A 21,573-nucleotide genomic window follows, 5' to 3' on the forward strand; every position below is an offset into this window, starting at 1 on the left:
ATGCCGACGGCAACGGCAACGGCGCCGCCATCCAGGTCGCCACCCTCCAGACCGCGCCGGCCCTCGCCGCCAGCGACTTCATCGTCATCTGAAATCCAAGGCGACGCCCCGACGCCGCCGCCCAACGGAACGGGGCTGGCTCGCCTCTAGCGCGGCCTTCCGCAGCATCGTACCAACGAGAAATCGGGAGGAAGGGCACGCATGATCCTGTGGCTGGCACTGGCGTTGCAGGCCGCGCCGGCGGCGGACGGGGCAGGCAACAAAGTGGTGCCGTTTCCGGCAGCGCGGGCGCGCGCGGATTCGACACAGGCACCGCCGCTGCGGCGGTCAGACCTCGCCTGGGCGGACGATCCGGTGTGCGGCTATCGCCGCGTGTTCACCGCCGATCCCGCTTCGGGCCGCTATGCACCGGACGTGGCATTGCCGCCCTGCGACGATTATCTCGACTTCTGAGCGAGATCAGAATCTGATGCAGTTGTCGTGGGACCGCCACCGTTCGCCCTGAGCTTGTCGAAGGGCTGTCCTTTCTTTGATGCGGAAGAGAAGGGCAGGGCTTCGACAAGCTCAGCCCGAACGGACGGGTGATTCAGCCAAGCCGAGACGAACATTAGCGCGGCCGGAACAGCCGTTTCGGCCGCTGGTAGGGCGGGCCGCAGGGCGTGACCTTGTCGGCCTCCTGCCGCTCGGCGTCGGTGAGGTCGAGCCGCTCGATGGTGACGCAGGCGCTGCCGAAATTCCCGCCGGCCGACTGCGTGTAGAAGAAGTCGCGGCGGAACCGCCCCATTTCGAACGGCATCACCGCATCGTTGGCGAACAGCATCAGCTCGCCGCTGCGCTCGGCGGTGAACTCGGCGCGGTAGATGTTGGCGCCGGGCCGGATCTCGGTGAGGCTGAGCGGGAAGATGTAGACATTGGGGAAGATCCCCTGCTCGCTCGGCGCCGGCCTGATCTCGATCAGCGGCTGCAGGTAGCGCGCCGTCATCACGCGGCGCAGCGGGATGCCGATCAGGTTGCGTGCCACCGCGGGCGCGCCTTGCGGCGTCGCCTGCGGCGCGGCCGGCAAGGCGCCGTCCGACCAGGGCTCGGTCACGCTGAACGTGATCGCGTAGCGGACGGTCTCCTCGACCGTCGCGCCGGTCGGGTCGCACAGCGCCCTGGTGCGAAAGTCGCGCGTCGCCTTGAGCAGGGGCTGGAGACGCGCCGGATCGGTCGGCCGGCACAGATCGTCGCCGCGCTCGAGCACCGACAGGCGCGCCTGGGTGAACACCGAGAGGCCGCCGAAGGCGAGCAGGACCAGCATGAGCGGGCCCAGCAGGTTGGGCATGACGTGCCATTTGAAGACCTGCCAGCTGCGCTGGTAGCCGGCACGGTCGCGCCAGCGCCGGAGCCAGGAGGTGGGCGGCCCCTGCAGATCGCCTGAATCGGACTCGAAGGCCGACCACCAGAGCCGCCGGCTGCGGTCCCTCAGCATGCGCTCCAGATAGGTGCCGGTGACGAGCAGCACGACGATCAGGAGCGCGAACGACATGAAATAGAAGGGGTGGCGGGAATAGGTCTCGGTGAGCGGCCGGGCGAAGGCCGGGAGAATCGAGCCGAGGCCGTTGACCACGCTGCCGATCCAGGCTCGCCCGTCGGTGAAGAACGGCGCGGGCGGCGCGAGGCGAATCCAGAGGGGCATCGCCGCGAGCCCCAGCGTCAGGAACAGGGTCAGGAAGTAGACGACCCGGCGCCCCCAGACCCAGTCCCAGATCGTCTCCTGCCGCTCGTGTCGGTCGCGTGCGCGCGCCAGCATCGCCGGCGAGGCGACCTCCCCCGGCCCGACGACTCCAAGACGCTCGCGCAATCGCTGCTCGACGAGCGGCGGAACGTTCACCGCGCCCTGCGGCAGCGGCGGCTCGACGTCGAACTCGGCCGGCAGATTGATCGGGGCGTAATTGTCGGTGCCCGAGATGATGCGCGCGATCACCGTCTCGTGGATCTTGGCGCGCAGCAGCAGGCCTTTCTGGTTCCCCGCCTCGTCGCGGATCGCCGGATCGCGCATGGCCAGCGTCGAGGTGTCGACGGGGTGGAGATAGGCGGCGATCTTGCGCGGCTGGTAGCGATAATAGGCGCCGACGCCGGCGCGGGAATCGTGGATCGGGCCGAAGCTGTTCGCCAGATCCTCGATCCGCTCGACGATGCGGGGCAGGATGCGCAGCCCGCATGTCTTCGCCTCGTCGATCATCCAGAGCAGCGAAACATAGCTCAGGCTCTCGTCGGGATAGCCGCCGCCGACGTCGGAATGCATGCCGGTGAACCAGACCTGCTTGAGCCGGTCGCGGTCGATCCGGGTCGGATCCTTCGCCGGCTTCGCCTGATTCGCCGGGCTGTCGATGAGCGCCCGCTCATGCACCTCGTCCCACAAGAGCGGATGGAAGGCGTCGCGCTCGTCGTCGATGGCGAGCGCGTGCCGGGCCCGGCGCACCCGCGGCGAGAGCTGATAGTTCGGCATGCTGAGCGGCCAGATCCAGTTGTCGATCGCCCGGGTGAGTTCGGCGAACGGGCCGCCATAGGCGGCCACCGTATCCCAGACGCCGATGAAGCGGATCACCGGCTGATAGTTTCGCGTCCGGTCATAGACCTCGTGGCGCCAGAGCTTGCGCCAGCCGGTCACCAGCCGGTTGCGGACCGCGCGCGCCGCCCTTGCCGGCCAGCTGAAGAAGCGCGGGTTGGCATCGCTGCAGAAGGCGCGATAGGCGTCGCGCGACTTGCGGGCGAGATCGCGCTCGTCGGCATAGTCGACGAGGCCCTCCTTCGCGATCATGGCGATCACCAGCCGCATGGTGAAGGCGCCCCGGCTGAAGCCGAAGCCGTAGATATGGTCGCCCTCGGTCTCGTTGGGCCCGGCCTGCTGGGCGCGGCCGCGCTGATAGTTGCGGCAGGCATAGCGGTAGAGGTTGAGGATGTTGCGCCTCAGGCCGAAGCCGAAGATCCCGCCCAGGACGGCGAGCGGGCGGAAGGCCGAGGTGCCGACGCCATTGTCGTAATAGGCGACCTGGACCGGCATGTCGGCGGGCGACGGGGTCGGGCCGAGGTCCACGGCCTCGTAGAGGCGCCAGACATTGGTCTTGAACAGCTTTGCGCTGCTGTTCCCGGTGCCGTCGGAAAACAGGATGATCGACTTGACGTACGGATGGTCGTCCGGATTCGCAGGAATCTCCGGCATGTTCGTCCCCCTGCCAGAAATGCCAGACTGATCTCGAATAAGGCTCAGGTCAACATCGGGTTGTGCGCCAGCAATATCGGACTCATCTTGATGCGGTTTACGTGCTTCTGTCGTTCATGGAATCCATCCGGCAAACAGAAACAGGTATCCGGCGGCAGCCGACATGAGAACGACTGCGTCACAGAATGATCCAAATGTCGTCAGGGCCCAGGCAAAACGGTCAGATTCAGCCTTCCGCCCATCCGTGGAACAGCATGGGGGCGCCCTCCTGCCGATCGACAAGCTCATATCGGTCCAGAATGGCCGAAGCCGAAAAGCGATACTTCATTGTTTCAACGAACTGCAGGTAACTCATCGGGAAAATCAGCTCCAATTCTGGTTAATTTCCTCATATCGTCTGGACAGACCGAGGCGAAAGCCGCAGCATGCCCATTGGGGGGACCGGTCGCGACTCGCGATCCTTCGACGACTTCGCCTGCGATAGGTTCGCCTCCGAGTGCGCGTCTCTCTGCCGCACCGTCCGAAGGAGGAGTCTCGCGATGACCGACCTGACGATCAACCAGGCGCTGCTCGGCCGCCTCGCCGCACGCAACAGTTTCGAGATGCCGGACGACGACCTCGTCTTCTTCGGCATTCGCGGCGCGCTGCCGACCGACATTTCGGGAACGCCCTTCGCGAAGAGCCACGGCCTGCGGCTGACCGACATCAACAACGTCCAGATGCGCTGCACGATCGGCCAGCACCGCCCGAAGACGGGCGAACTGGCGGTGTTTCCGGGCTCGACCGTGCCGTCGATCGGTAACATCCGCGCCGCGCGCGCCCGGGCCGGGGTCGGTGCCAACATGCTGATGCTTGGCCGCTACCGCTACGAGCGCGGCATCCACAAGGCGGGGCGGCCGAGCGGACACCGCGCCTTCCGCCAGGCCGTATTCTTCCCGGTGTGGCGGACGAGCGACGACCTCGACTACGACCTGCTCGACGCGGCGGACCTCGATGGCGATCTGGTGTGGGACAATCTCCATTCGGCCTATCACGACAATCTCGACACCGCCGGGTTCAGCAGCGCCGGCTGCCAGGTGGTGTGCGGCCATCCGCGCTCGTCCGCACGCGGCAACCGGCCGGAGACGGGACCGTGGAAGCGTTTCATCGAGAACTCCTATGACGCGCCGGGCGGGCAGCGGAAATATGTCTACCTGCTGTTCAGCGGCGCCGAGGTCGCGATGGTGGCGACCAAGCCGGCCGACCAGGTTCGCCAGTCGGTCCGCTTCGGCTCCTCGGGCGCGCTGGTGAAGGAGGTGCAGACGGCTTTGCTCGACAAGGGCTTCGATCTCGGCATCGCCGACGGCGACTTCGCCCGCGCGACGATCGAGGCGCTGATGGCGTTCCAGACCCGCGAGTTCGGCCGCGGCAAGGCGGACGGCGTGGTCGGTCCGAACACCGCCGCGGCGCTGGGCGTCGACCTGCCGACCCTCGCCGACGCCGAGCCGGACGCGCCGGTGGCCGACCTCGGCGTCCGGGTGTCGATCGACGGGCTCGACACGCTGGCCGGGAAGGACGAGGGGCCGCACGACATCGCGGTCAAGCTCGACGGCAAGGACTGGTCGGCCGCGGTCGACGGCGGCAAGGCCTTCTATGTCGGCACTTCGGTCAAATGGAGCAGCTATCAGGGCATCTACCAGCCCGCCAGCAAGCTCGGCGACCTGCCCGGCGGGAAATATGAGGCGGCGGACTGGGCGCAGGGGCTTGGCAAAGATAAGGGCGCGTGGGCCTGGTTCCTGCTGCCGACGATCATGGGCGAGAGCAGCGGCCTGTTCGGGCGGATCAACACCTATGACGGGGCCGGGCTCACCTTCGGCATTCTCCAGCTCGCCTCGCACACGCCGGACGACAACCTGATCCTGCTGTTCCGGCGGCTGCTGGCGCTCGACGACGCCAAGCGCTGGTTCCCCGACCTCACTTTAGTTGGCGGGCAGGTGCACCGGCGCACGCCGACCGGCACAGCCTCGCTCGAGCGGATCGCGGCGAACGGGCGGCTGGCCGATTTCATGACCTATCTCAATCCGGACGCGACGACGGTATCAGAGGTCGAGGTCGTCAATGCGGCCCGGCTGCTCGGCTGGGCCCTCGCGTCGAAGGACGTGGCGCGGGCGCAGATCGATATCGGCATCACCCGGTTCGGCCAGCGGGTGAAGCGGCTCGGTACGCATTACGGCGTCGATCTGGCGAAGCAGCCGATCCACCGGCTGATCTGGGTGGCGGACATCCTCCACCATGGCCGCGGCACCTATCGCGCGATCCGGGATGCCATAGAATCCGCCACACCCGATACGGCCCTGGCGAGGATCGGCGCGGGCGATCCTCGCTGGGCGGAGCGGATCAAGGTCGTCAAGGATGGCATCGCCGCCGTGAAGCCGGAGCTCAAGGACGAGACGTGGGGGAAAGGCGCCTTCGCCGTCTAGAGCATGATCAGCTTAGCCTGAAACATCTCGTCATTGCGAGGAGCGAAGCGACGAAGCAATCCAGCCTGACTCGAAGGCCGCACTGGATTGCTTCGCTGCGCTCGCAATGACGATGCAGCTTAAGATGATCGCGCTCTAGCCAGTAGGCGTGTCGGGCGCGCGGAAGAATAACGATCAGATTCGACCGCTTTCATCTGGCCCACCGCAGACTGGCAGCCCTATGGCTGGGCCTTGTTCGGTGCAGCCGGCACGATATCCTGGCACGGGTCCTGCTGCCGTGACATGGACGCGACAGCGTCGATCGCCACTTTGTCTGCCGGCGCGATCCGCACGCAGGCACGTCCGCGGTTGGCGGGTGCCGCCAGGCCGTTGCCCGGATCATGATCGTAGAAGAAGCTGGCGGGCAAGGGCCATGGCGGCACCGCTTCATTAACGGCAATCGCGAACCGGCCACTGAGCTCCGCCACGAATCTGGCACGATAGACGCCGGAGGCCGCATCATATTGTCCTGGCAGCGGTTGCGTATGCGTGGCGCTGGTGCCTTCGTCGACGATATAGGCGAGTGGCTGCATCCATGGCGCCCTAGGCGCCCGACGCATGCCCGCGAAGAGCCAATCCAGCCGGAATGGCAGGAGCTCGCCTGCTCGAATGCCTTGTGGGTTTGTCCGGACATCTCCGTCGTGCCACTGGTCGGCCGGCGGAACGACGAGGATGATGTCGTAGGCTTGACCTCGCGTGACCTTGAACGACGATCGGTTGCATGGATCTGCGGTGGACATCCAGAAGGTTTCGCTGGTTCCATCCTCCGGCCAGCCTGGCTGGCAGAAAATGTCGTCCCGCTGGCTCCAGGTCAGCCGGGCCACTGTGAGCGCCGAGGCGAGAAGCGACAGCAGTACGGTGAGCAGCACAAGGCCGACCAGCGACGGCAGTGCCTGCCATCTCAGGAAGCCGAGCACATGCTGATAGATCCGATTGGTGCGGAGCCGGTAGACGGGCGATTTCGACGGCGGCGCTTTCTGGCTGGCCTCACGCCAGTTGCCGCGGCATTCGACACGCAAAATGCGTTCGAGCACTCCGCTGGCCCTGGAGAGTATCCAAATCGCAGCAGCGAATATGACGGGCACCCAGGGCCGGTCGATGAAGAGATCCAACCACGGATCGAAGATATCGGGCGCGAAACCTGTGAGCCATTGCCATGGCACCCGCAGGAGTTCCGTCAGGCCTCCCGCGGACTTGGCGGCGCCGCTGATATCCAGCCAGAGAGGTGCGCTCGCGGCCATCAGCGACGCGCCCACCGTCAGGAAGTAGACGATTCGCTTCGCCCAGACCCAGTCCCATACCCGTTCCTGCGCCCATGCATGGGGTTCCTGCCACTGCCGGCTGCTGATCTCCGCCAGATATTCGGCGGGCAATGCGAGGGCAGGCTTGGCGGACAGATCCTCGACAATCTCGAAATCCTTTGAGATCGCGAGCGGCGCATAGCCGTCTGTTCCGGAGCGGATACGGCGAAAGACGCTGTCGTGGATCAGTGCCGGCCGGCGCATCCCCTGTCTCGCCGGCTGTTCCGGATCGCGCAGCGATTCCGTGCCCTTCCCGGCGGGCCACATTAGCGCCGCGATATTGCGGGGCTGATAACGGTAATAGCCGCCCAGCCCGGACCGGGAATTGTGGATCGGCCCGAAACTGTCGGCCTGCAGGCGGGCATCGCGTTCCCGATCGGGCCGGAAGCGCAATCCTGCAGCTGCGCTTGCTTCGTCCAGCATCCAGATGAAGGAAACGTAGGAGAGGCTGTCGTCCGGATAGCCGCCGCCGACATCGGAATGCATGCCGGCAAACCAGACCTGCGTCAGCCGGGCCCGGTCGGTGGCCGATTCGTCCCAGGGAAGCGGCTGGAAGCTGTCACGTTCGTCATCGAGTGCCAGGGCGTGGCGCGCCGCCCTGACACAGGCCGGGACGCTCTTGTCCGAGAAACTGATCTGCGTCACCCAATCATCCACGGCGCGGATAATTTCGAGGATCGGGCCGCCATAGGCCGAGACCGTGTCCCAGGCTCCGAGGAAGGCGATCTCGCCGTCCACCCGCTCGGCGTCGGCATAATGTTTGCGGAACCGCGCCGTTCGCCACGTCCATCGAACGCCGCGCATGATCCATCTGCCGAGCGGGACCAGGCCGCGCATCGGCCACATCCTCGGGTGCTGTCCACGCCGATAGTCGCGATAGGCGTCTTCGACCAAGTAGCTCAGCGCCTCGCCATGCGTGTGCGAGAGGATCTTTTGCCGATCAATCAAGTCGGCGAGGACCCGCATGGTGAACGCGCCCCGGCTGAAGCCGAACAGGCAGATCGAATCGCCGGGTCGATAGTTTCGGCACAAGAAAAGATAGAGCGAGAGGATGTTGCGCTTGAGGCCCCAGCCAAATATCCCCTGGATCATGGCCAGAAGGCGGAAGGACGAATTGGCGATCCCGTTGTCGTATCGGCCGATCTGGATCCGATCTCCCTTCCTCTCCGGTACACCGAGATCGATCGTCTGATACATCCTCCAGACATTGGTCTTGTGAAGCTTGCCGCTGTGGTTTCCCGTTCCGTCCGAAAAAAGAACGACGGTTTTTGCTTCCGTGCTTTCGAGCACAGAATCAGCTGACATCTCATCGATGGCGGTCGTAACTGCATCCATGGCACGCCCCCCCTGACGCCATGAAAGAATGTCGACTCGAAGTTATTTCATATATTGGAGATGTTTCGCGATGACCATGAATTTATATTCCGTTTCGACAGGTATCATGCCGGTTCCGCTTTGATCCTGCCGCTGTCGGTCGCCGTCACCGGCGTGGAGGCTCTTCCTCCAGTCTCGAGGCGCAGCTGCGGAACTGTCTCGCGAGGCGGAACGCGCCCGTCATCGAAACCGGCTGCCGGCCGAGGTTCTTCAGAAATCTGCGTGATCGGCCACCACCCAATTCGGCCAGACTCAGATCGGAGCCAGCGTGGCGGTTCCGTCGATCAAGTAAAGCTTGGTAAAACCTTCGAAGCCGGAATCTGTCCCGATGATCAACCACAGTCTGCCGCTCGAATCAGTGGTGACCGTGGGGCCGGTCGTGCCGGTCGACAGGACCTTGAGCTGGTAGGCCGCGGCGAGGCAGTTGCCGCCCGGGCCAGTCTGGGCGATGTCGCCGATGACGCGGACGTCGGCACCGCCGGTCGACTGGTTGCCCTTGTCGAAATTGACCCGGAGGGCCGAGCCCTGGATGACCTTCTCCGGCCGGAAGCCGGTCGCGCCCGCCTTCACATAGACCGATTCGCCCGGCGATCCGCCGGCGCCGGGGCAGCCTGCGGGCACGTTGGTCGCGAAGCGGAGCTGGGTGTTGACCCGGTAGCGGCGGTTGGCGGCGAGGCCGTCGATGCGGCGGACGGCGTACATGAAGACGTCGTCGGAGCGGTTGTCGGCGGCGAGATAGAGGCCGGAGAAGCTGGCGAGCGGCGTCGGCAGCCGCTCATGTCCGAACGCGAAGCCGATCGAAGCCTCCATGCCGAGCGTGTAATCGGCATAGGCCGGCTCCCACCCGTCGAGCCCGTTGGCGAAGGAGAAATCGAACCGCACCGGCGTCGGCCCGGGCCCCGGCCCCGGCGGATCGTCGCCGATCTCGACGCGGCAGCCGGCGGTGAGGGCGAAGGCCGAGGCCAGAACGGCGCGGCGGGTGAGAAGCAGCATGAACGTCATCCGGTCCGTGAACGACCGAAAGACGCCGCGGGGCGGGCCAAGCCGCAACCTACGGCAACGTTCGCTCCCCAAATCAAACCGTCACCCCAGCGAAGCTGGGGTCCAAGCAGAGTCAGCGGAGCTGCAAGAAGTCCGCTTGGATGCCAGCTTTCGCTGGCATGACGGGAGGAGATTGATCGGTCTACCGCCCGTTGTTGACGATCAGGGCAACGTCCGAGCCGTTCTGGAGCGGCGTGACGATCAGGTAATAGGCGCCGTCGGTGCGGGCGTTGGTGCCGCCGAGGACCTGATCGTTGCCGCGGCGCTGCTGCTCGGCGTCATAGCCGGCGCGGGTTACGGCGCTGCGGTAGAAGCCGAGCACGCGATCGGCGCGGTCGGCGGTGCGGAAGGTGACGACGCGCAGGCGGCGCGCGTCGCGGCTGCCCGCCGCCTCGGTCACGCGCGCGCCCGGATAAGGCGGGAATTCGGCCGGCAGGCGCTGCGCCCATTGCGGACCGTAATCGAGATCGGCGCCGATGCCGGCGGTCGCCGCAGCGCCCTGCGCGCTCGCCGCCCCGCCCCGCCCTGCGGCGACGCGGGTGCCGGCGGGATCGGCCGGATATTGCGCCTGCACCGGCGTTTCGGGCGGACGCGCGCTGTTCGGATGGGCCTGCTGGACGAGATTTGGATCGACCAGGATCTGGTCCTCGAGCGCGCTGGTGAGCGCCGGATCGGCGCCGTTGGCGATCAGCGCGTTGTCGAGTGCGGCGAGATTGTTCTCGGCGCCACCACCGCAGGCGGCAAGCGCGAGCAGGCCGGCGAGCGCGGCGGAACGAAGGAAGGGGGCGGAACGGTTCGTCATGAGCGGGCTCCTGTCGCGCCCGCTATGCCTCAATCCGCGCCGTCTTTCCCCTGCCTAAGTGGTTAATCCGGGGCGGTTTCACCCTCTGTCCCGTTCCGGGACTGCCAGAAGGCGAAGGTTTCCGCCTGTACGGCGCGGATGAAGCGGGCGGCCTCCGGCCCCTCCCAGGGGCCCGCATAGCCGCGTTCGCGCGCGGTGCCCCCGACCCACCAGCCCTGGCCCGGAATGCCGTCGCTGGCGCGCACCAGCAGCACCGCCAGCTCCGGCTCGCCGCGCAGCGCCGCGACCCGGTCGATCTCGCCGAGCATCGCGCAGAGCGCCCGCATCTTCGGCCGGGTGAAGCGGTAGCCGAGATGTTCGAGCAGCTCGCCATAGGAGAGCGCGACGCCGGCACGCGCCGCCGCGACGAGATGCGCGCGCACCTCGTCCGGATCGGCCAGCGGATTCGAAACAGCCTCCCGCGTCATGCGGGAGACGTATCAATTCCTGTCGGTCAGCAACAGCCGCGCTTCGGTGCCGCCGCCGCCCCGCGGGGCGAGATGGAGCGTGAAGGTGCCGTCGCCGTCGGCCTGGTTGCCGGCGATGACCGTGGCGCCATTCTCCTCGGCATTGCGGGTGATGCTGAACTCGCTGCTGCGCGCCGGATCGCGATACCAGGCGGCGACCCGGGCCGGATCGTCGCCGGTCGAGAAGCGCAGCTCGACCTCGTCCGGCCGGTCGCGGCCGTCGCCGCGATTGCCCTGGACGTGGATGCCGCCGAAGGCCGCGCCCGGATAGATCATGCCGTCGCTGTCGTCGTTGATGTCGGCGCGCATCGATTCGGGAATGTCCATCTGCAGGTTGAAGCCGGGAGCCTCGATCGTCAGCCGGCCCTCCTGCGCGCGATTCTCCGCGGTGGCATTCTCCGCGACCGGGGCGGCGTCGTTGCCGATCCGCGCCTCGCAGGCGCCGAGCAGGGCAAGGGCAGTCACGGCGGGAAGCAGCTTGGCGAGGGTCATGAAGCTCTCCTTCACCTGCATCATAAGTGTGTTATCGATATAATACAATAGGCCGCCTTGTTGTCGCCACATCCCGCTCTTACGTGGCGCGCCATGAGCGAGGAGCAGAGTCGCACGCGCGCCGGATTGTTGTTCGGTGTCGGGGCCTATCTCTGCTGGGGGCTGCTGCCGCTCTACTTCAAGCTCGTGGCGATGGTGCCGTCGACCGAGATCGTCGCGCACCGGATCGTCTGGTCGCTGTTGTTCCTTGGCGTCCTCGCGACCATCTGGCGGCGCTGGCCGGCGATCCGCGCCGCGCTCGGCACCAGCCGGGTGATGATCACGCTGACGCTGACCGCCCTGCTGATCGGCGGCAACTGGCTGATCTACATCTATTCGATCGTGTCCGGCCATGTGATCGAGAGCAGCCTCGGCTATTATCTCAACCCGCTGATCAACGTGCTGCTCGGCGTCGTGCTGCTCCGGGAGAAGCTGAGCCGGCTGCAGGTCGTCGCGACCGTGCTCGCCGCCGCCGGCGTCACCGTGCTGGCGCTCGGCGCGGGCACGGGGCTGTGGATCAGCTTCGCGCTGGCCGGGACGTTCGCGCTGTACGGGTTCCTGCGCAAGATCGCCCCGGTCGATGCGCTCGAGGGCCTCTCGATCGAGACCCTGATCCTGACGCCGATCGCGCTCGGCTGGCTGGTCTGGCTCCAGCAGCATGGCCAGAGCGGCCTCACCGACCACGGCACCGGCATTGCGTTGCTGCTGGTGTTCGGCGGGGTGATCACCGCGGTGCCGCTGCTCCTGTTCACCGCGGCGGCGCGGCGCCTGCCCTATTCGACGATGGGCTTCCTCCAGTATATCTCGCCGACGCTGCAGTTCCTGACCGCCGTGCTGGCCTTCGGCGAGCATCTGACGACGGCGCACCTGGTCTGCTTCGCCCTGATCTGGAGCGCGCTGGCGCTGGTCAGCTTCGACGGGCTGCGTGCCGCGGCACGGGCGAGGGCGGCCGCCTGAGCTTGTGAATCGCCGGCAAGCGCGTCATCCTTGCTGGCGACAGGAGGGGGCCATGAAGACCGATCCCCGGATGGATGCCTATATCGCGCGGCAGGCGGACTTCGCCCGGCCGATCCTCGAACATCTGCGGGCGGTGGTGCATGCCGCCTGTCCCGAGGGCGAGGAGGCGATGAAATGGAGTGCGCCGACCTTCCTGTACAAGGGCCAGATGCTGGCCGGGATGGCGGCGTTCAAGGCGCATGCGACCTTCGGCTTCTGGAAGGGCGGGCTCGTCACCGGCGACACGGCCGAGATGATGTCGGCGATGGGCCAGTTCGGCCGGCTGACCGCGATCGACGACCTGCCGGACCGCGCGACGCTGGAGGCGCTGATCAGGAAGGCGATGGCGCTGACCGACGAGGGGGTGAAGGCGCCGCGCAACAAGCATCCCAAGGCGCCCTTCGACGTGCCCGGCGACCTGCGCGCGGCGCTGGACGGGAATGCGGCCGCCGCGGCGACCTTCGACGGCTTCCCGCCGAGCAGCCAGCGCGACTATGTCGAATGGGTGACCGAGGCGAAGCGGGAGGAGACCCGCGCGAAGCGCGTCGCCCAAGCGGTCGAATGGCTCGCCGAGGGCAAGAAGCGGCACTGGAAGTACGAGAATTGCTGAGGCATCCGTCATGCCAGCCCTTCGACTGCCTGCAAGGCAGGCGCTCAGGATAAACTTCAGCCACAGGCTGAAGGCTGGCATCTCAGGACAAGATGTCGTGGCGAACCCCCACGAGACCCCAGCCTTCGCTGGGGTGACGAAAAGAATCAGGTTCCGGTCCTGTTCGCATTCGGGTCCTCCGGCAGCGCGGCGACCGGGCGGCATTGCGGCAGGTTGAGCTGCCGGTTCTGGGTGCAGTCGCGGATCTGGGTGTCGCCGGTGGGCGCGATGAACACGCCCCAGTGGCGGCCGTCCTCACAGAGCGCGACCCACATTTCGAGGCCGCGATATTCCTGCTGATAGGACGACGCCTCGACCCGGCCGCAACGCCGGCCATTGTCGCGGATCGCGCGCATCAGGCCGAGCCGCTGCATCGACGGCGACAGCGCCTTCAGCTGGTCGCTGTGCGGGTTGGCGACCTTGATCCGGGTGACGTTCTCGGCGGGCCGGCCGTCGTCGCAGCCGGCGATCAGGCCGAGCGACATCGTAATGGCGGCGATGACGGCAAGTCGCATTCTAGTCCCCCTGGGCGTTGGCGGGTGCAGTCCCGTTGCCGGGCAGGCGGGCGACCGCATCGTCGATCACCTGTGCCTCACCCGCATTGCCGATCGCAATGGTGAAGGTGCGTCCGCCGGCGCAACGCGCCGACCAGAGCGGGAAACCCTGATGCGCGCCGACCAGGGCCGAACTTTCGACATGCTGGCAATCCTGATTGGCGTCGCGGATCGCACGGATGAAGACGGCGTTGCGCTGGCCTTCGGGCAGGCCGGCCAGCTCGTTCTGGACCGACTGGGCATTGTTGCCGGGTTCCGGCGCATTGGCTTGGCAGGCGGCGAGAGGGGCGGCCAGCATTGCCGGGGCGAAGGCAGCGAGCTTCGGCATCAGCGTTCCTCCAGCTCCCCCTGCCGTCAATGAACGACCGGCCCTTCCGGTTGCAGCCGAAGTTCAGGCCGCCGCGGCCACGTCGCGATAGTGGGCGCGCAGATCGACCTTGTCGATCTTGCCGGTGCCGAGCTTGGGAAGCGGCGCATCGACCACCCAGATGCGCTCGGGCAGCTTGAACCGGGCGATCTGGCTGGCGAGGAACGCGGTGAGCGCTTCGGCGTCGATGTCGCCCTTCTCGCTGTAGACGACCGCGGCCGGACGCTCGCCGAGCACCGGGCAGGGAATGCCGAACACGGCTGCTTCCGAAATGGCCGGGTGGGCGTAGATCGCCGCCTCGACCTCGGCCGCGGAGATGTTCTCGCCGCCGCGGATGATGATGTCCTTCTTGCGGTCGACGATGAACAGATAGCCGTCCTCGTCGAGATAGCCGATGTCGCCGGTCCGGAAATAGCCATCGGCGGTGAAGGCGGCGGCGGTCGCCGCCTCGTCGCGCCAGTAGCCGCGGATGTTGGCGGCCGAGCGGATGCCGATCTCGCCATGGCCGCCGGTCGGCAGATGGCTGCCGTCGTCGGCGAGGATGGCGAACTCGACGAACGGCCGGTGGGCGCGGCCGGCCGAGGCGGGCCGCTCGTGATAGTTGGACCAGAAATTGCCGCAGCCGACCGCATTGGTCTCGGTGAGGCCGTAGCCCTGCGCCGGCTGCGCCCCCTTGAACGCCTCCTCCAACCTGGGCACGTGCGCGACCGGCCGCGGCGCGCCGCCCGAGGCGATGTCGGTCATCGTCGAGAGATCGTACTTGTCGCGGTCGGGATGCTCCATGAGCTCCAGGCTCATTGTCGGCACCCCGACGAAATAGGTGATCTTCTCCTTCTCGATCAGCCTGAGCGCCTCGCCCGCATCCCATTTCGGCATGATCACCATGCCGCGGTTGATGACGAAGCTGTTCAGCATGCACGGCACCTCGCCGGTGACGTGGAAAAGCGGCACGATGATCAGGGTGCGGGGCGGATTCTTCGGCGGATCGCCCATCGCCTCCTTGATCCCGAGCAGCACGGCGAGCTGGCTCGCATAGGTGTAGACGCCGGTGGTCACCGCCCGGTGGGTGGAGACGGCGCCCTTGGCAAGGCCGGTCGAACCGGAGGTGAAGAGGATGGTCGCGTCGTCCTCCGGCGTGACCGCAGGCAGCTCGCCCTCCTCCCCCAGCAAGGGCGCGATCGCCGCGTCGATCGGTTCCTCGATCGGGAGGGTCACGATGTCGAGCGACAGGCCGGTCGCGGCGATCCTTTTGGCGCGGCCGGCATCGGCGATGACCAGCTTCGGCTCGGTCAGCTCGAGGGCATGGCGCAGCTCGCCCGCTTCCCACCAGCCGTTGATCAGGGTCGCGACGGCGCCGGCCTTCACCACCGCCATGTAGGAGACGATCCAGGCCGGACAGTTGCGCATCGCGATCGCGACCCGGTCCCCCTTCGCGATGCCGGCGCCGGCGAGCGCGCGGGCGAGGGTCGTGGCGCGGGCGTTGAGATCGGCGAAGGTGAGCCGCTCGTCGCCGGCGACCACCGCCTCGGTCGCCGCGTTCACCATGCAGAAGAAATCGAAGAAGGCAGGCAGCGTCCCCGGCAGCTGGGCCGGGATCATCCGGCCCAGCTCGTCGGGACGGACCTCGACCTTGCCGCCGGGGCCGGTGACCGCGGCGATCGCGGCGTCATATCTGCGGTCGAGCTCGCTCAGCATCCTCGCTCCTGCCTTTGCCTTTTCTTGTCCCCCCACTATGAAGGCGCGAGCCCGGAGGGGGAAGCCTTGATCGACGCGTTACTGACACAATTGATAGCAGCTGGGGACGCGATCACCTACAATGGTCTCGGCCTCGATCCGGTCGCGCTCGATCTCGGCTGGTTCCAGCTGCGCTGGTACAGCCTCGCCTATCTCGTCGGCATCATCCTCGGCTGGTGGTACCTGATGAGGCTGATCGCCCAGCCGGGCGCGCCGATGGCGCGGCGCCATGCCGACGACATGGTGTTCTACGCGACGCTCGGCGTCATCCTCGGCGGCCGGCTCGGCTATGTGCTGTTCTACAAGCCGATGGACTATCTCGCCAATCCGGTGGAGATCGTGCGGCTGTGGGACGGCGGCATGTCGTTCCACGGCGGCGTGATCGGCGTCAGCCTCGGCATCCTGTGGATGGCGCGCAAGCACAAGCTCGACTGGCTGCGGATCCACGATTACGTCGCCTGCTGCATCCCGCCGGGGCTGTTCCTCGGCCGGCTCGCCAATTTCGTGAACGGCGAGCTGTGGGGCGGCGCGACGAACGTACCCTGGGCGGTGCGTTTCCCGGAGATCGTCGACGGCATGCGCGTGCTCGGCCCGCCGCGTCATCCGAGCCAGCTCTACGAGGCGATCCTCGAGGGGATCGTGCTGTTCCTGATCCTCTGGGTCATGTTCTGGAAGACGCGCGCCCGCTACCAGCCCGGCAAGCTCGTCGGCACGTTCCTTCTGGTCTACGGGCTCGCCCGCGTGCTCGTCGAGTTCATCCGCCAGCCCGACGCCCATCTCGTCGGCTTCGCGCAGGCCACCGGCCTGCATATGGGCCAGTGGCTGTCGCTGCCGATGGTGCTGGGCGGCCTCTACCTGATCCTGACGGCCGGCAGGCGGGCCGACCGCGTCCGGCCGGTGCCGGCCGATGTCGCCGCTTGAGCGGCGGCTGAGGGAGCGGATCGAACGCGACGGGCCGATCCCCGTCGCCGACTATATGGCCGAGGCCAATGCGCATTATTATGCGACGCGCGATCCGCTCGGCCGCGGCGGCGACTTCGTCACCGCGCCCGAGATCAGCCAGATGTTCGGCGAACTGGTCGGCCTGTGGCTGGCGGATCTGTGGCAGCGCGCCGGGGCGCCGGCCGATGCCGTCTATGTCGAGCTCGGGCCGGGGCGGGGGACGCTGGCGGCCGATGCGCTGCGGGCGATGAGAGCGGCGGGTCTGGTGCCGCCGGTCCACTTCGTCGAGACCAGCCCGGTGCTGCGGCAGGCGCAGGCGGAGCGCGTGCCGGGCGCGCAGTGGCATGACGATCTTGGCGGTTTGCCGGTGGACCGGCCGCTGCTGGTCGTCGCCAACGAATTCTTCGATGCGCTGCCGATCCGGCAGTTTGCCGCCGACGGGCGCGAGCTTCGGGTGATGGCAGGCGACGGCGGATTCCTCCGCGACGGTGAGGTCGAGACGGAAAGCTCGCCCGCCTCGATCGGTGTCATGCGCGACCTCGCGGCGCGGCTGGCCCGGCAGGGCGGCGCCGCGCTCGTGATCGACTATGGGCACGACCGGCCGGGCCGGGGCGATACGCTGCAGGCGGTTTCCGGCCACGCCTACGCCGATCCCTGGGCCCAGCCCGGCAGCCGCGATCTCACCGCCCATGTCGATTTCCATGCGCTCGCCGGCGCGGCGCGGGACGGCGGCGCGCGCGTCGCCGGGCCGGCCGGCCAGGGCGAGTGGCTCGACGCGATGGGGATCGCGGTACGCGCCGCAGCGCTGGCCCGCAGCGCGCCCGATCGGACCGAGGAGATCGAGGCGGCGCGGCGGCGATTGACCGCGCCGGAACAGATGGGCCGGCTGTTCCGGGCGATGGCGGCACTTGCGCCGGGATGGCCCGATCCGGCAGGATTCGCGCCATGACCATCACCTATCGCGACGCCACCGAAGCCGATGCCGCCATCATGGCCGACCTGGGCGGCCGGAGCTTCACGGAAACCTTCGGCCATCTCTACACGCCGGACAATCTCGCCGCCTTCCTCGAGAAGCACAGCGAGGCGAGCTGGCGCGGCGAGCTCGGCGATCCGCGCATCGCGGTGCGGCTGGCCGAGGGCGGCGGCGCCACCGTCGGCTTCGCCAAGATCGGCCCGCCGGGCCTGCCGATCGAGACCACACCGCAGGCGATCGAGCTGTTCCAGTTCTACGTGCTGGAGCCCTGGCAGGGCGCCGGCATCGCGCCGGTGCTGATGGACTGGGTGCTCACCGCGGCCCGCGACCGGAGCGCCGCGGACATCTACCTTTCCGTCTTCACGGAGAATATCCGCGCCCAGCGATTCTATGCGCGCTACGGCTTCACCGAGGTCGCACGCCACGCCTTCATGGTCGGCACTCATGCCGACGAGGACATCATCATGCGGAGGACGCTGTGAGCATCACCTACCGGCCGGCGACCACCGCGGACGGCCCCGCGCTTGCGGCGATGGGCCGGCAATGCTTCGCCGAGACGTTCAGCTGGGGGTTCCCGGCGGACGATATGGCGAAACATCTCGATCACAGCTTCGGCCCGGACGGCCTGATCGCGGATCTCGCCCGGCCCGACTGCCGGGTGCAGGTGGCCGAGGAGGATGGCGAAGTCGCGGGCTATCTGAAGCTGATGCCGATGGACCTGCCGATCGACCATCCGGCCGGATCGCTGGAGATCAAGCAGCTCTACATCCTGACGCCCTGGCAGGGCGCGGGCATCGCGGCGGTGCTGATGAACTGGGCGGCGGAGACGGCGAAAGCGGACGGCGCCCCGGCCCTCTTCCTCAGCGTCTGGGAGAAGGGCGACCGCGCCCAGGCCTTCTACCGCAAGCACGGCTTCGAGATCGTCGGCACCGCGCCGTTCACACTCGGCAACACGGTCGCGATCGACCCGGTGATGCGGCGCGACCTCTAGAATCCCTTGTTGAGGAGCAGATCATCCCATGGCCCTTGAATGCATCAACCCGGACGACCTGCCACGCCCGGAAACCTACACCCAGGTCGTCGTGGCGACAGGCTCCCGGCTTGTGTTCGTCTCCGGCCAGGAACCGGAGGATATCCACGGCCAGCTCGTCGGCCCCGGGGATCTGCGCGCGCAGGCGCGGCAGGTTTTCACCAATCTCGGCCGCGCGCTCAAGGCCGCCGGCGCCCGGCCCGATCAGGTGGCGAGGATCACGATCCATGTGGTCGATTACCGGCGCGACGAGCATATGGCGATCATCGAAGCGGCGCGCGTCGAGCTCTTCGGGGATCACAAGCCTGCCGATGTGCTCATGGGCGTCGTCTCGCTGTCCCCGGGCTATCTGATCGAGGTCGACGCGTTCGCCGTCATCGACGATGCGGCGCCCTAGCGGCTCACGTCAGCGCGGCGGGCAGCGCGGATCGCCCGGGCAGATGATGAAGCTTTCCTGCGGCGCCGAGGCGTTGCCGCTGGCGGCGCCGGACGGGGCCGGCGCAGCCGTCGGCGGGCTCTCGGACTGTTGTGGCGGCGCCGCGCTCTGGCCGCAGGCGGACAGGGTCAGCACCATGAGGAACGGCCATGTGCGCCATCCCGTCATTTCGGGCAGCGCGGGTGGCCGGGGCAGATCACGAAGCTGGACCTCGGCCCGCCCGGGGGAGTCGGTTCGGGGCTCGCAACCGATGGCGCCGGCGGCGGATCGGGCACGCGCGACGGGCGCACGGCGCCCCGCCGGCGGCCGAGGCCGGGGCGGTCCGATTGCGGGCCTGCGTCGCTGTCGGTGACCGGCACCGGACGGGCGGGATCGGAGGGGTCGCCGTCGACGACCATCTGCCGCGTTGCCGGCGTCCGGCTTGGCGGATTGGCCAGCGCGCCGGAGGCCGCGGCACCGCCGACGACGCAGGCGAGGAAGGAGCGGCGCGTCAGCCTTCTCGTGATGCGGGCGTCGGTGGTCATGCGGCTGTTCTCATAATCGAAAAACGCGGCGGGCGCGACGAGGCTGGCGCCGCGCCCCCCGGCTCGCCTACAAAGGCGGCCGACCGGGGGCGGGATGAGCGACGTCTTTTTCTCCTACAAACGCGAGGACCGCGGCCGGGTGGCGCCACTGGTCGCCGCCCTGCGTGCCGCCGGGATCGACACCTGGTGGGACCAGGACATTCCCGCCGGCGGCCACTGGCGCGAGACGATCGCCGAGCGGATCGCGGCGGCGAAGCTCGGCGTGGTCGCCTGGTCGCACGGATCGACCGGCGCGGACGGCCGCTATGTCCGCGAGGAGGCGGAGCTGGCCGCGTCGCGTTCGGCCTATCTCGGCGTGCTGATCGACAAGGTGCCGCCGCCGTTCGGGTTCGGCGGCTGGCAGGCGGTCGACCTGGCCGGCTTTTCGGGCCGTGACGACGACCCGCTGATCCCCTGGTTCGTCGATCAGGTGCGGGCGAGGCTCGAGGGCGGCACGCCGCAAGCCGCACCGCCCCGCCGCCGGACGCGCCCGCGGCGCACCGGCCTGTGGATCGGCGGCCTCGCCGCGCTGTTGCTGGCCGTTGCGGGCATCGCCTTCGGCCTCGGCTGGATTCGACTTGAGGAGGATCCGGTCACGCGGACACCCACCGATTTCGTCAACGCACGCACCGAAGCGCTGGAATGCGGCTGGGTGCAGATCGGCAGCGTGCGGCCGAGCGAGGGCGGCGAGCGCATCTTCCTGTCCGGCATCGCCGCGGCGCCGGATGCGTTGCAGGCGCTGCTGATGCGCGAGGCCGAAACCGCGCAGGTGCCGCTGGCGGCAGTGGACGTGGCCGATGTCGCCGTCGCGCCGCCGGAAATCTGCGCCGAGCTCCAGCTGCTGCGGCCTTATCGTTGGGAAGACCGCCCGCGGCTCACGGTCATCCCGCCGCGCGGCGCGCTCAGCCAGACGCGTTACGGCTGGACGGGGCGGTTCGAATTCGAACTGAACTTCGACGCGCTGCCGCCGCAAGCGGCGCTGCTCGGACTCGATTCGGAAGGCGGTGTCGAAGTGCTCGTGCCCGATCTCCACGCCTTCCGCCGGCAGGCGCCGCCGCTGCGCACGCGCGGGCCGGTCGCCGCCTATGAAGGCTATTTCTTCGACGAGAACCGCGATGCCCGCAATGTCGGCCTGATCCTGATGACGGCGCGGCGGCCGATCGATGTGGTGGCGGTCGGCGCGATCGGCGCGCAATCGAGCCGCGAGGACTACCGGCGGCTGCAGGCGGCGGCCGAGGCGGGCGGCTGGCAGTTCGAGCTGGCGCTGGTCCGATGCGGTTTCGAAGCGGGGGCCGAGCGGCAATGCTGAACGGGATCGACGTGTTCGCATCGAAGCTGATCGGGACACCGCACGGCTTCCTCGGCCGGCGCGGCGGCGTGTCCGAAGGTGTATGCGCCGGGCTCAATGTCGGGCTCGGGTCGGACGATTCACGTGAGGCGATCGCCGAGAATCGCAGGCGTGCCGTGGAGGCGGTGGCGCCGGGGGCGCGGCTGGTGACGGTGCATCAGGTCCATTCGCCCCATGCGGTTTTCGCGGCGGCGCCGTGGCCGGACGATGCGCGGCCGCATGCGGACGCGATCGTCACCAACCGTCCCGGGCTCGCGCTTGGCATCCTCACCGCCGATTGCGCGCCGATCCTGTTCGCCGACGCGAAGGCCGGCGTGATCGGCGCCGCCCATGCGGGGTGGAAGGGCGCATTCGGCGGGGTGGTCGAATCCGCCCTGATCGCCATGGAGAAGCTCGGCGCGCAGCGGGGCGACGTGACGGCCGCGATTGGCCCGGCGATCGCGCGCAAATCCTACGAGGTGGATGACGGCTTCCACCGCCGCTTCGTCGAGGCGGATCCGGAGAATGACCGCTTCTTCTCGCCCGGGCGCGACGGCCATCACCAGTTCGATCTGGAGGGTTATGCCGCCGCGCGGCTCGCGGCGGCGGGGGTCGGGCGGGTCGAGGCGCTGGGGCTCGACACCTATTCGGACCCCGAGCGCTTCTTCAGCTATCGCCGCGCGACCCACCGGGACGAGCCGACTTACGGTCGCCAGATCGCATTGATCGCCCTCTCCTGACGCC

23 protein-coding genes are annotated in these 21,573 nt (G+C 68.0%); 11 read left to right on the forward strand and 12 right to left on the reverse strand.

Annotation, left to right across the window (positions count from 1 at the left end):
* Positions 1 to 201: 201 nt before the first annotated feature.
* On the forward strand, positions 202 to 453 hold the full coding sequence (locus RCO27_RS18670; RefSeq protein ID WP_309004235.1) for a hypothetical protein: 252 nt from the start codon (positions 202 to 204) through the stop codon (positions 451 to 453).
* A gap of 154 nt (positions 454 to 607) precedes the next feature.
* Here RCO27_RS18670 and RCO27_RS18675 read toward each other — a convergent pair whose 3' ends face one another.
* On the reverse strand, positions 608 to 3,205 hold the full coding sequence (locus RCO27_RS18675; RefSeq protein ID WP_309004236.1) for a DUF2235 domain-containing protein: 2,598 nt from the start codon (positions 3,203 to 3,205) through the stop codon (positions 608 to 610).
* Between the two features lie 226 nt (positions 3,206 to 3,431).
* The gene (locus RCO27_RS18680; protein ID WP_309004237.1) at positions 3,432 to 3,578 is read right to left on the reverse strand and encodes a hypothetical protein; all 147 of its coding nucleotides are present in this window, start codon (positions 3,576 to 3,578) and stop codon (positions 3,432 to 3,434) included.
* 166 nt (positions 3,579 to 3,744) lie between these two features.
* On the opposite strand from RCO27_RS18680, the gene RCO27_RS18685 reads away from it, so the two are divergent.
* On the forward strand, positions 3,745 to 5,664 hold the full coding sequence (locus RCO27_RS18685) for a peptidoglycan-binding domain-containing protein (protein WP_309004238.1): 1,920 nt from the start codon (positions 3,745 to 3,747) through the stop codon (positions 5,662 to 5,664).
* Between the two features lie 218 nt (positions 5,665 to 5,882).
* Here the strand turns inward: RCO27_RS18685 and RCO27_RS18690 are convergent, their stop codons facing one another.
* The 5 genes from RCO27_RS18690 to RCO27_RS18710 all read right to left on the reverse strand — a co-directional run bounded on the left by RCO27_RS18690 (position 5,883) and on the right by RCO27_RS18710 (position 11,219).
* Positions 5,883 to 8,339 carry a DUF2235 domain-containing protein gene (locus tag RCO27_RS18690; protein ID WP_309004239.1) on the reverse strand — a complete coding sequence of 819 codons (2,457 nt, stop codon included), beginning with the start codon at positions 8,337 to 8,339 and terminating at the stop codon, positions 5,883 to 5,885.
* A gap of 291 nt (positions 8,340 to 8,630) precedes the next feature.
* Positions 8,631 to 9,371, reverse strand: coding sequence for a hypothetical protein (locus RCO27_RS18695; protein ID WP_309004240.1), 741 nt, complete (start codon positions 9,369 to 9,371; stop codon positions 8,631 to 8,633).
* 190 nt (positions 9,372 to 9,561) lie between these two features.
* Positions 9,562 to 10,221 (reverse strand): hypothetical protein, encoded by a 660-nt coding sequence (locus tag RCO27_RS18700; RefSeq protein ID WP_309004241.1) that lies wholly within the window; start codon positions 10,219 to 10,221, stop codon positions 9,562 to 9,564.
* Positions 10,222 to 10,283: 62 nt separating this feature from the next.
* Positions 10,284 to 10,688 (reverse strand): ribose-phosphate pyrophosphokinase, encoded by a 405-nt coding sequence (locus RCO27_RS18705; protein ID WP_309004242.1) that lies wholly within the window; start codon positions 10,686 to 10,688, stop codon positions 10,284 to 10,286.
* A gap of 12 nt (positions 10,689 to 10,700) precedes the next feature.
* Entirely contained in the window at positions 10,701 to 11,219 is a 519-nt protein-coding gene (locus RCO27_RS18710) for a hypothetical protein (protein WP_309004243.1), read from the reverse strand.
* 93 nt (positions 11,220 to 11,312) lie between these two features.
* On the opposite strand from RCO27_RS18710, the gene rarD reads away from it, so the two are divergent.
* Complete coding sequence (gene rarD, locus RCO27_RS18715) at positions 11,313 to 12,215, forward strand: EamA family transporter RarD (RefSeq protein WP_309004244.1); 903 nt, start codon at positions 11,313 to 11,315, stop codon at positions 12,213 to 12,215.
* A 52-nt stretch (positions 12,216 to 12,267) separates the two neighbouring features.
* Positions 12,268 to 12,864, forward strand: coding sequence for a YdeI/OmpD-associated family protein (locus RCO27_RS18720; RefSeq protein WP_309004245.1), 597 nt, complete (start codon positions 12,268 to 12,270; stop codon positions 12,862 to 12,864).
* 146 nt (positions 12,865 to 13,010) lie between these two features.
* On the opposite strand, the gene RCO27_RS18725 is transcribed toward RCO27_RS18720, so the two are convergent.
* The 3 genes from RCO27_RS18725 to RCO27_RS18735 all read right to left on the reverse strand — a co-directional run bounded on the left by RCO27_RS18725 (position 13,011) and on the right by RCO27_RS18735 (position 15,519).
* On the reverse strand, positions 13,011 to 13,418 hold the full coding sequence (locus tag RCO27_RS18725; RefSeq protein ID WP_309004246.1) for a hypothetical protein: 408 nt from the start codon (positions 13,416 to 13,418) through the stop codon (positions 13,011 to 13,013).
* Between the two features lies 1 nt (position 13,419).
* Positions 13,420 to 13,785 (reverse strand): hypothetical protein, encoded by a 366-nt coding sequence (locus tag RCO27_RS18730; RefSeq protein WP_309004247.1) that lies wholly within the window; start codon positions 13,783 to 13,785, stop codon positions 13,420 to 13,422.
* 63 nt (positions 13,786 to 13,848) lie between these two features.
* Complete coding sequence (locus RCO27_RS18735) at positions 13,849 to 15,519, reverse strand: class I adenylate-forming enzyme family protein (protein ID WP_309004248.1); 1,671 nt, start codon at positions 15,517 to 15,519, stop codon at positions 13,849 to 13,851.
* Between the two features lie 90 nt (positions 15,520 to 15,609).
* On the opposite strand from RCO27_RS18735, the gene lgt reads away from it, so the two are divergent.
* The 5 genes from lgt to RCO27_RS18760 are packed head-to-tail and all read left to right on the forward strand — an operon-like array spanning position 15,610 to position 18,900.
* A complete protein-coding gene (lgt, locus tag RCO27_RS18740) occupies positions 15,610 to 16,479 on the forward strand; it encodes a prolipoprotein diacylglyceryl transferase (RefSeq protein WP_309004249.1) in 870 nt (289 codons plus the stop codon).
* Positions 16,466 to 17,449 carry an SAM-dependent methyltransferase gene (locus tag RCO27_RS18745; RefSeq protein WP_309004250.1) on the forward strand — a complete coding sequence of 328 codons (984 nt, stop codon included), beginning with the start codon at positions 16,466 to 16,468 and terminating at the stop codon, positions 17,447 to 17,449. Before lgt ends, RCO27_RS18745 begins: the two co-directional genes overlap by 14 nt.
* A complete protein-coding gene (locus RCO27_RS18750; RefSeq protein WP_309004251.1) occupies positions 17,446 to 17,955 on the forward strand; it encodes an N-acetyltransferase in 510 nt (169 codons plus the stop codon). Before RCO27_RS18745 ends, RCO27_RS18750 begins: the two co-directional genes overlap by 4 nt.
* A complete protein-coding gene (locus tag RCO27_RS18755; protein WP_309004252.1) occupies positions 17,952 to 18,464 on the forward strand; it encodes a GNAT family N-acetyltransferase in 513 nt (170 codons plus the stop codon). Before RCO27_RS18750 ends, RCO27_RS18755 begins: the two co-directional genes overlap by 4 nt.
* 28 nt (positions 18,465 to 18,492) lie before the next feature.
* On the forward strand, positions 18,493 to 18,900 hold the full coding sequence (locus tag RCO27_RS18760) for a RidA family protein (protein ID WP_309004253.1): 408 nt from the start codon (positions 18,493 to 18,495) through the stop codon (positions 18,898 to 18,900).
* A 9-nt stretch (positions 18,901 to 18,909) separates the two neighbouring features.
* On the opposite strand, the gene RCO27_RS18765 is transcribed toward RCO27_RS18760, so the two are convergent.
* Together RCO27_RS18765 and RCO27_RS18770 are read right to left on the reverse strand one after the other, a co-directional pair.
* Positions 18,910 to 19,107 (reverse strand): hypothetical protein, encoded by a 198-nt coding sequence (locus RCO27_RS18765; RefSeq protein WP_309004254.1) that lies wholly within the window; start codon positions 19,105 to 19,107, stop codon positions 18,910 to 18,912.
* Positions 19,104 to 19,463, reverse strand: coding sequence for a hypothetical protein (locus RCO27_RS18770; RefSeq protein WP_309004255.1), 360 nt, complete (start codon positions 19,461 to 19,463; stop codon positions 19,104 to 19,106). Before RCO27_RS18770 ends, RCO27_RS18765 begins: the two co-directional genes overlap by 4 nt.
* Positions 19,464 to 19,557: 94 nt before the next feature.
* On the opposite strand from RCO27_RS18770, the gene RCO27_RS18775 reads away from it, so the two are divergent.
* Both RCO27_RS18775 and pgeF read left to right on the forward strand, forming a co-directional pair.
* A complete protein-coding gene (locus RCO27_RS18775) occupies positions 19,558 to 20,811 on the forward strand; it encodes a toll/interleukin-1 receptor domain-containing protein (protein ID WP_309004256.1) in 1,254 nt (417 codons plus the stop codon).
* Positions 20,805 to 21,569, forward strand: coding sequence for a peptidoglycan editing factor PgeF (gene pgeF / locus RCO27_RS18780; RefSeq protein ID WP_309004257.1), 765 nt, complete (start codon positions 20,805 to 20,807; stop codon positions 21,567 to 21,569). Before RCO27_RS18775 ends, pgeF begins: the two co-directional genes overlap by 7 nt.
* Positions 21,570 to 21,573: the final 4 nt, after the last annotated feature.

It is taken from the genome of Sphingosinicella sp. LHD-64, assembly GCF_031157375.1.
In the GTDB taxonomy this organism is placed as follows: Bacteria; Pseudomonadota; Alphaproteobacteria; order Sphingomonadales; family Sphingomonadaceae; genus Allosphingosinicella.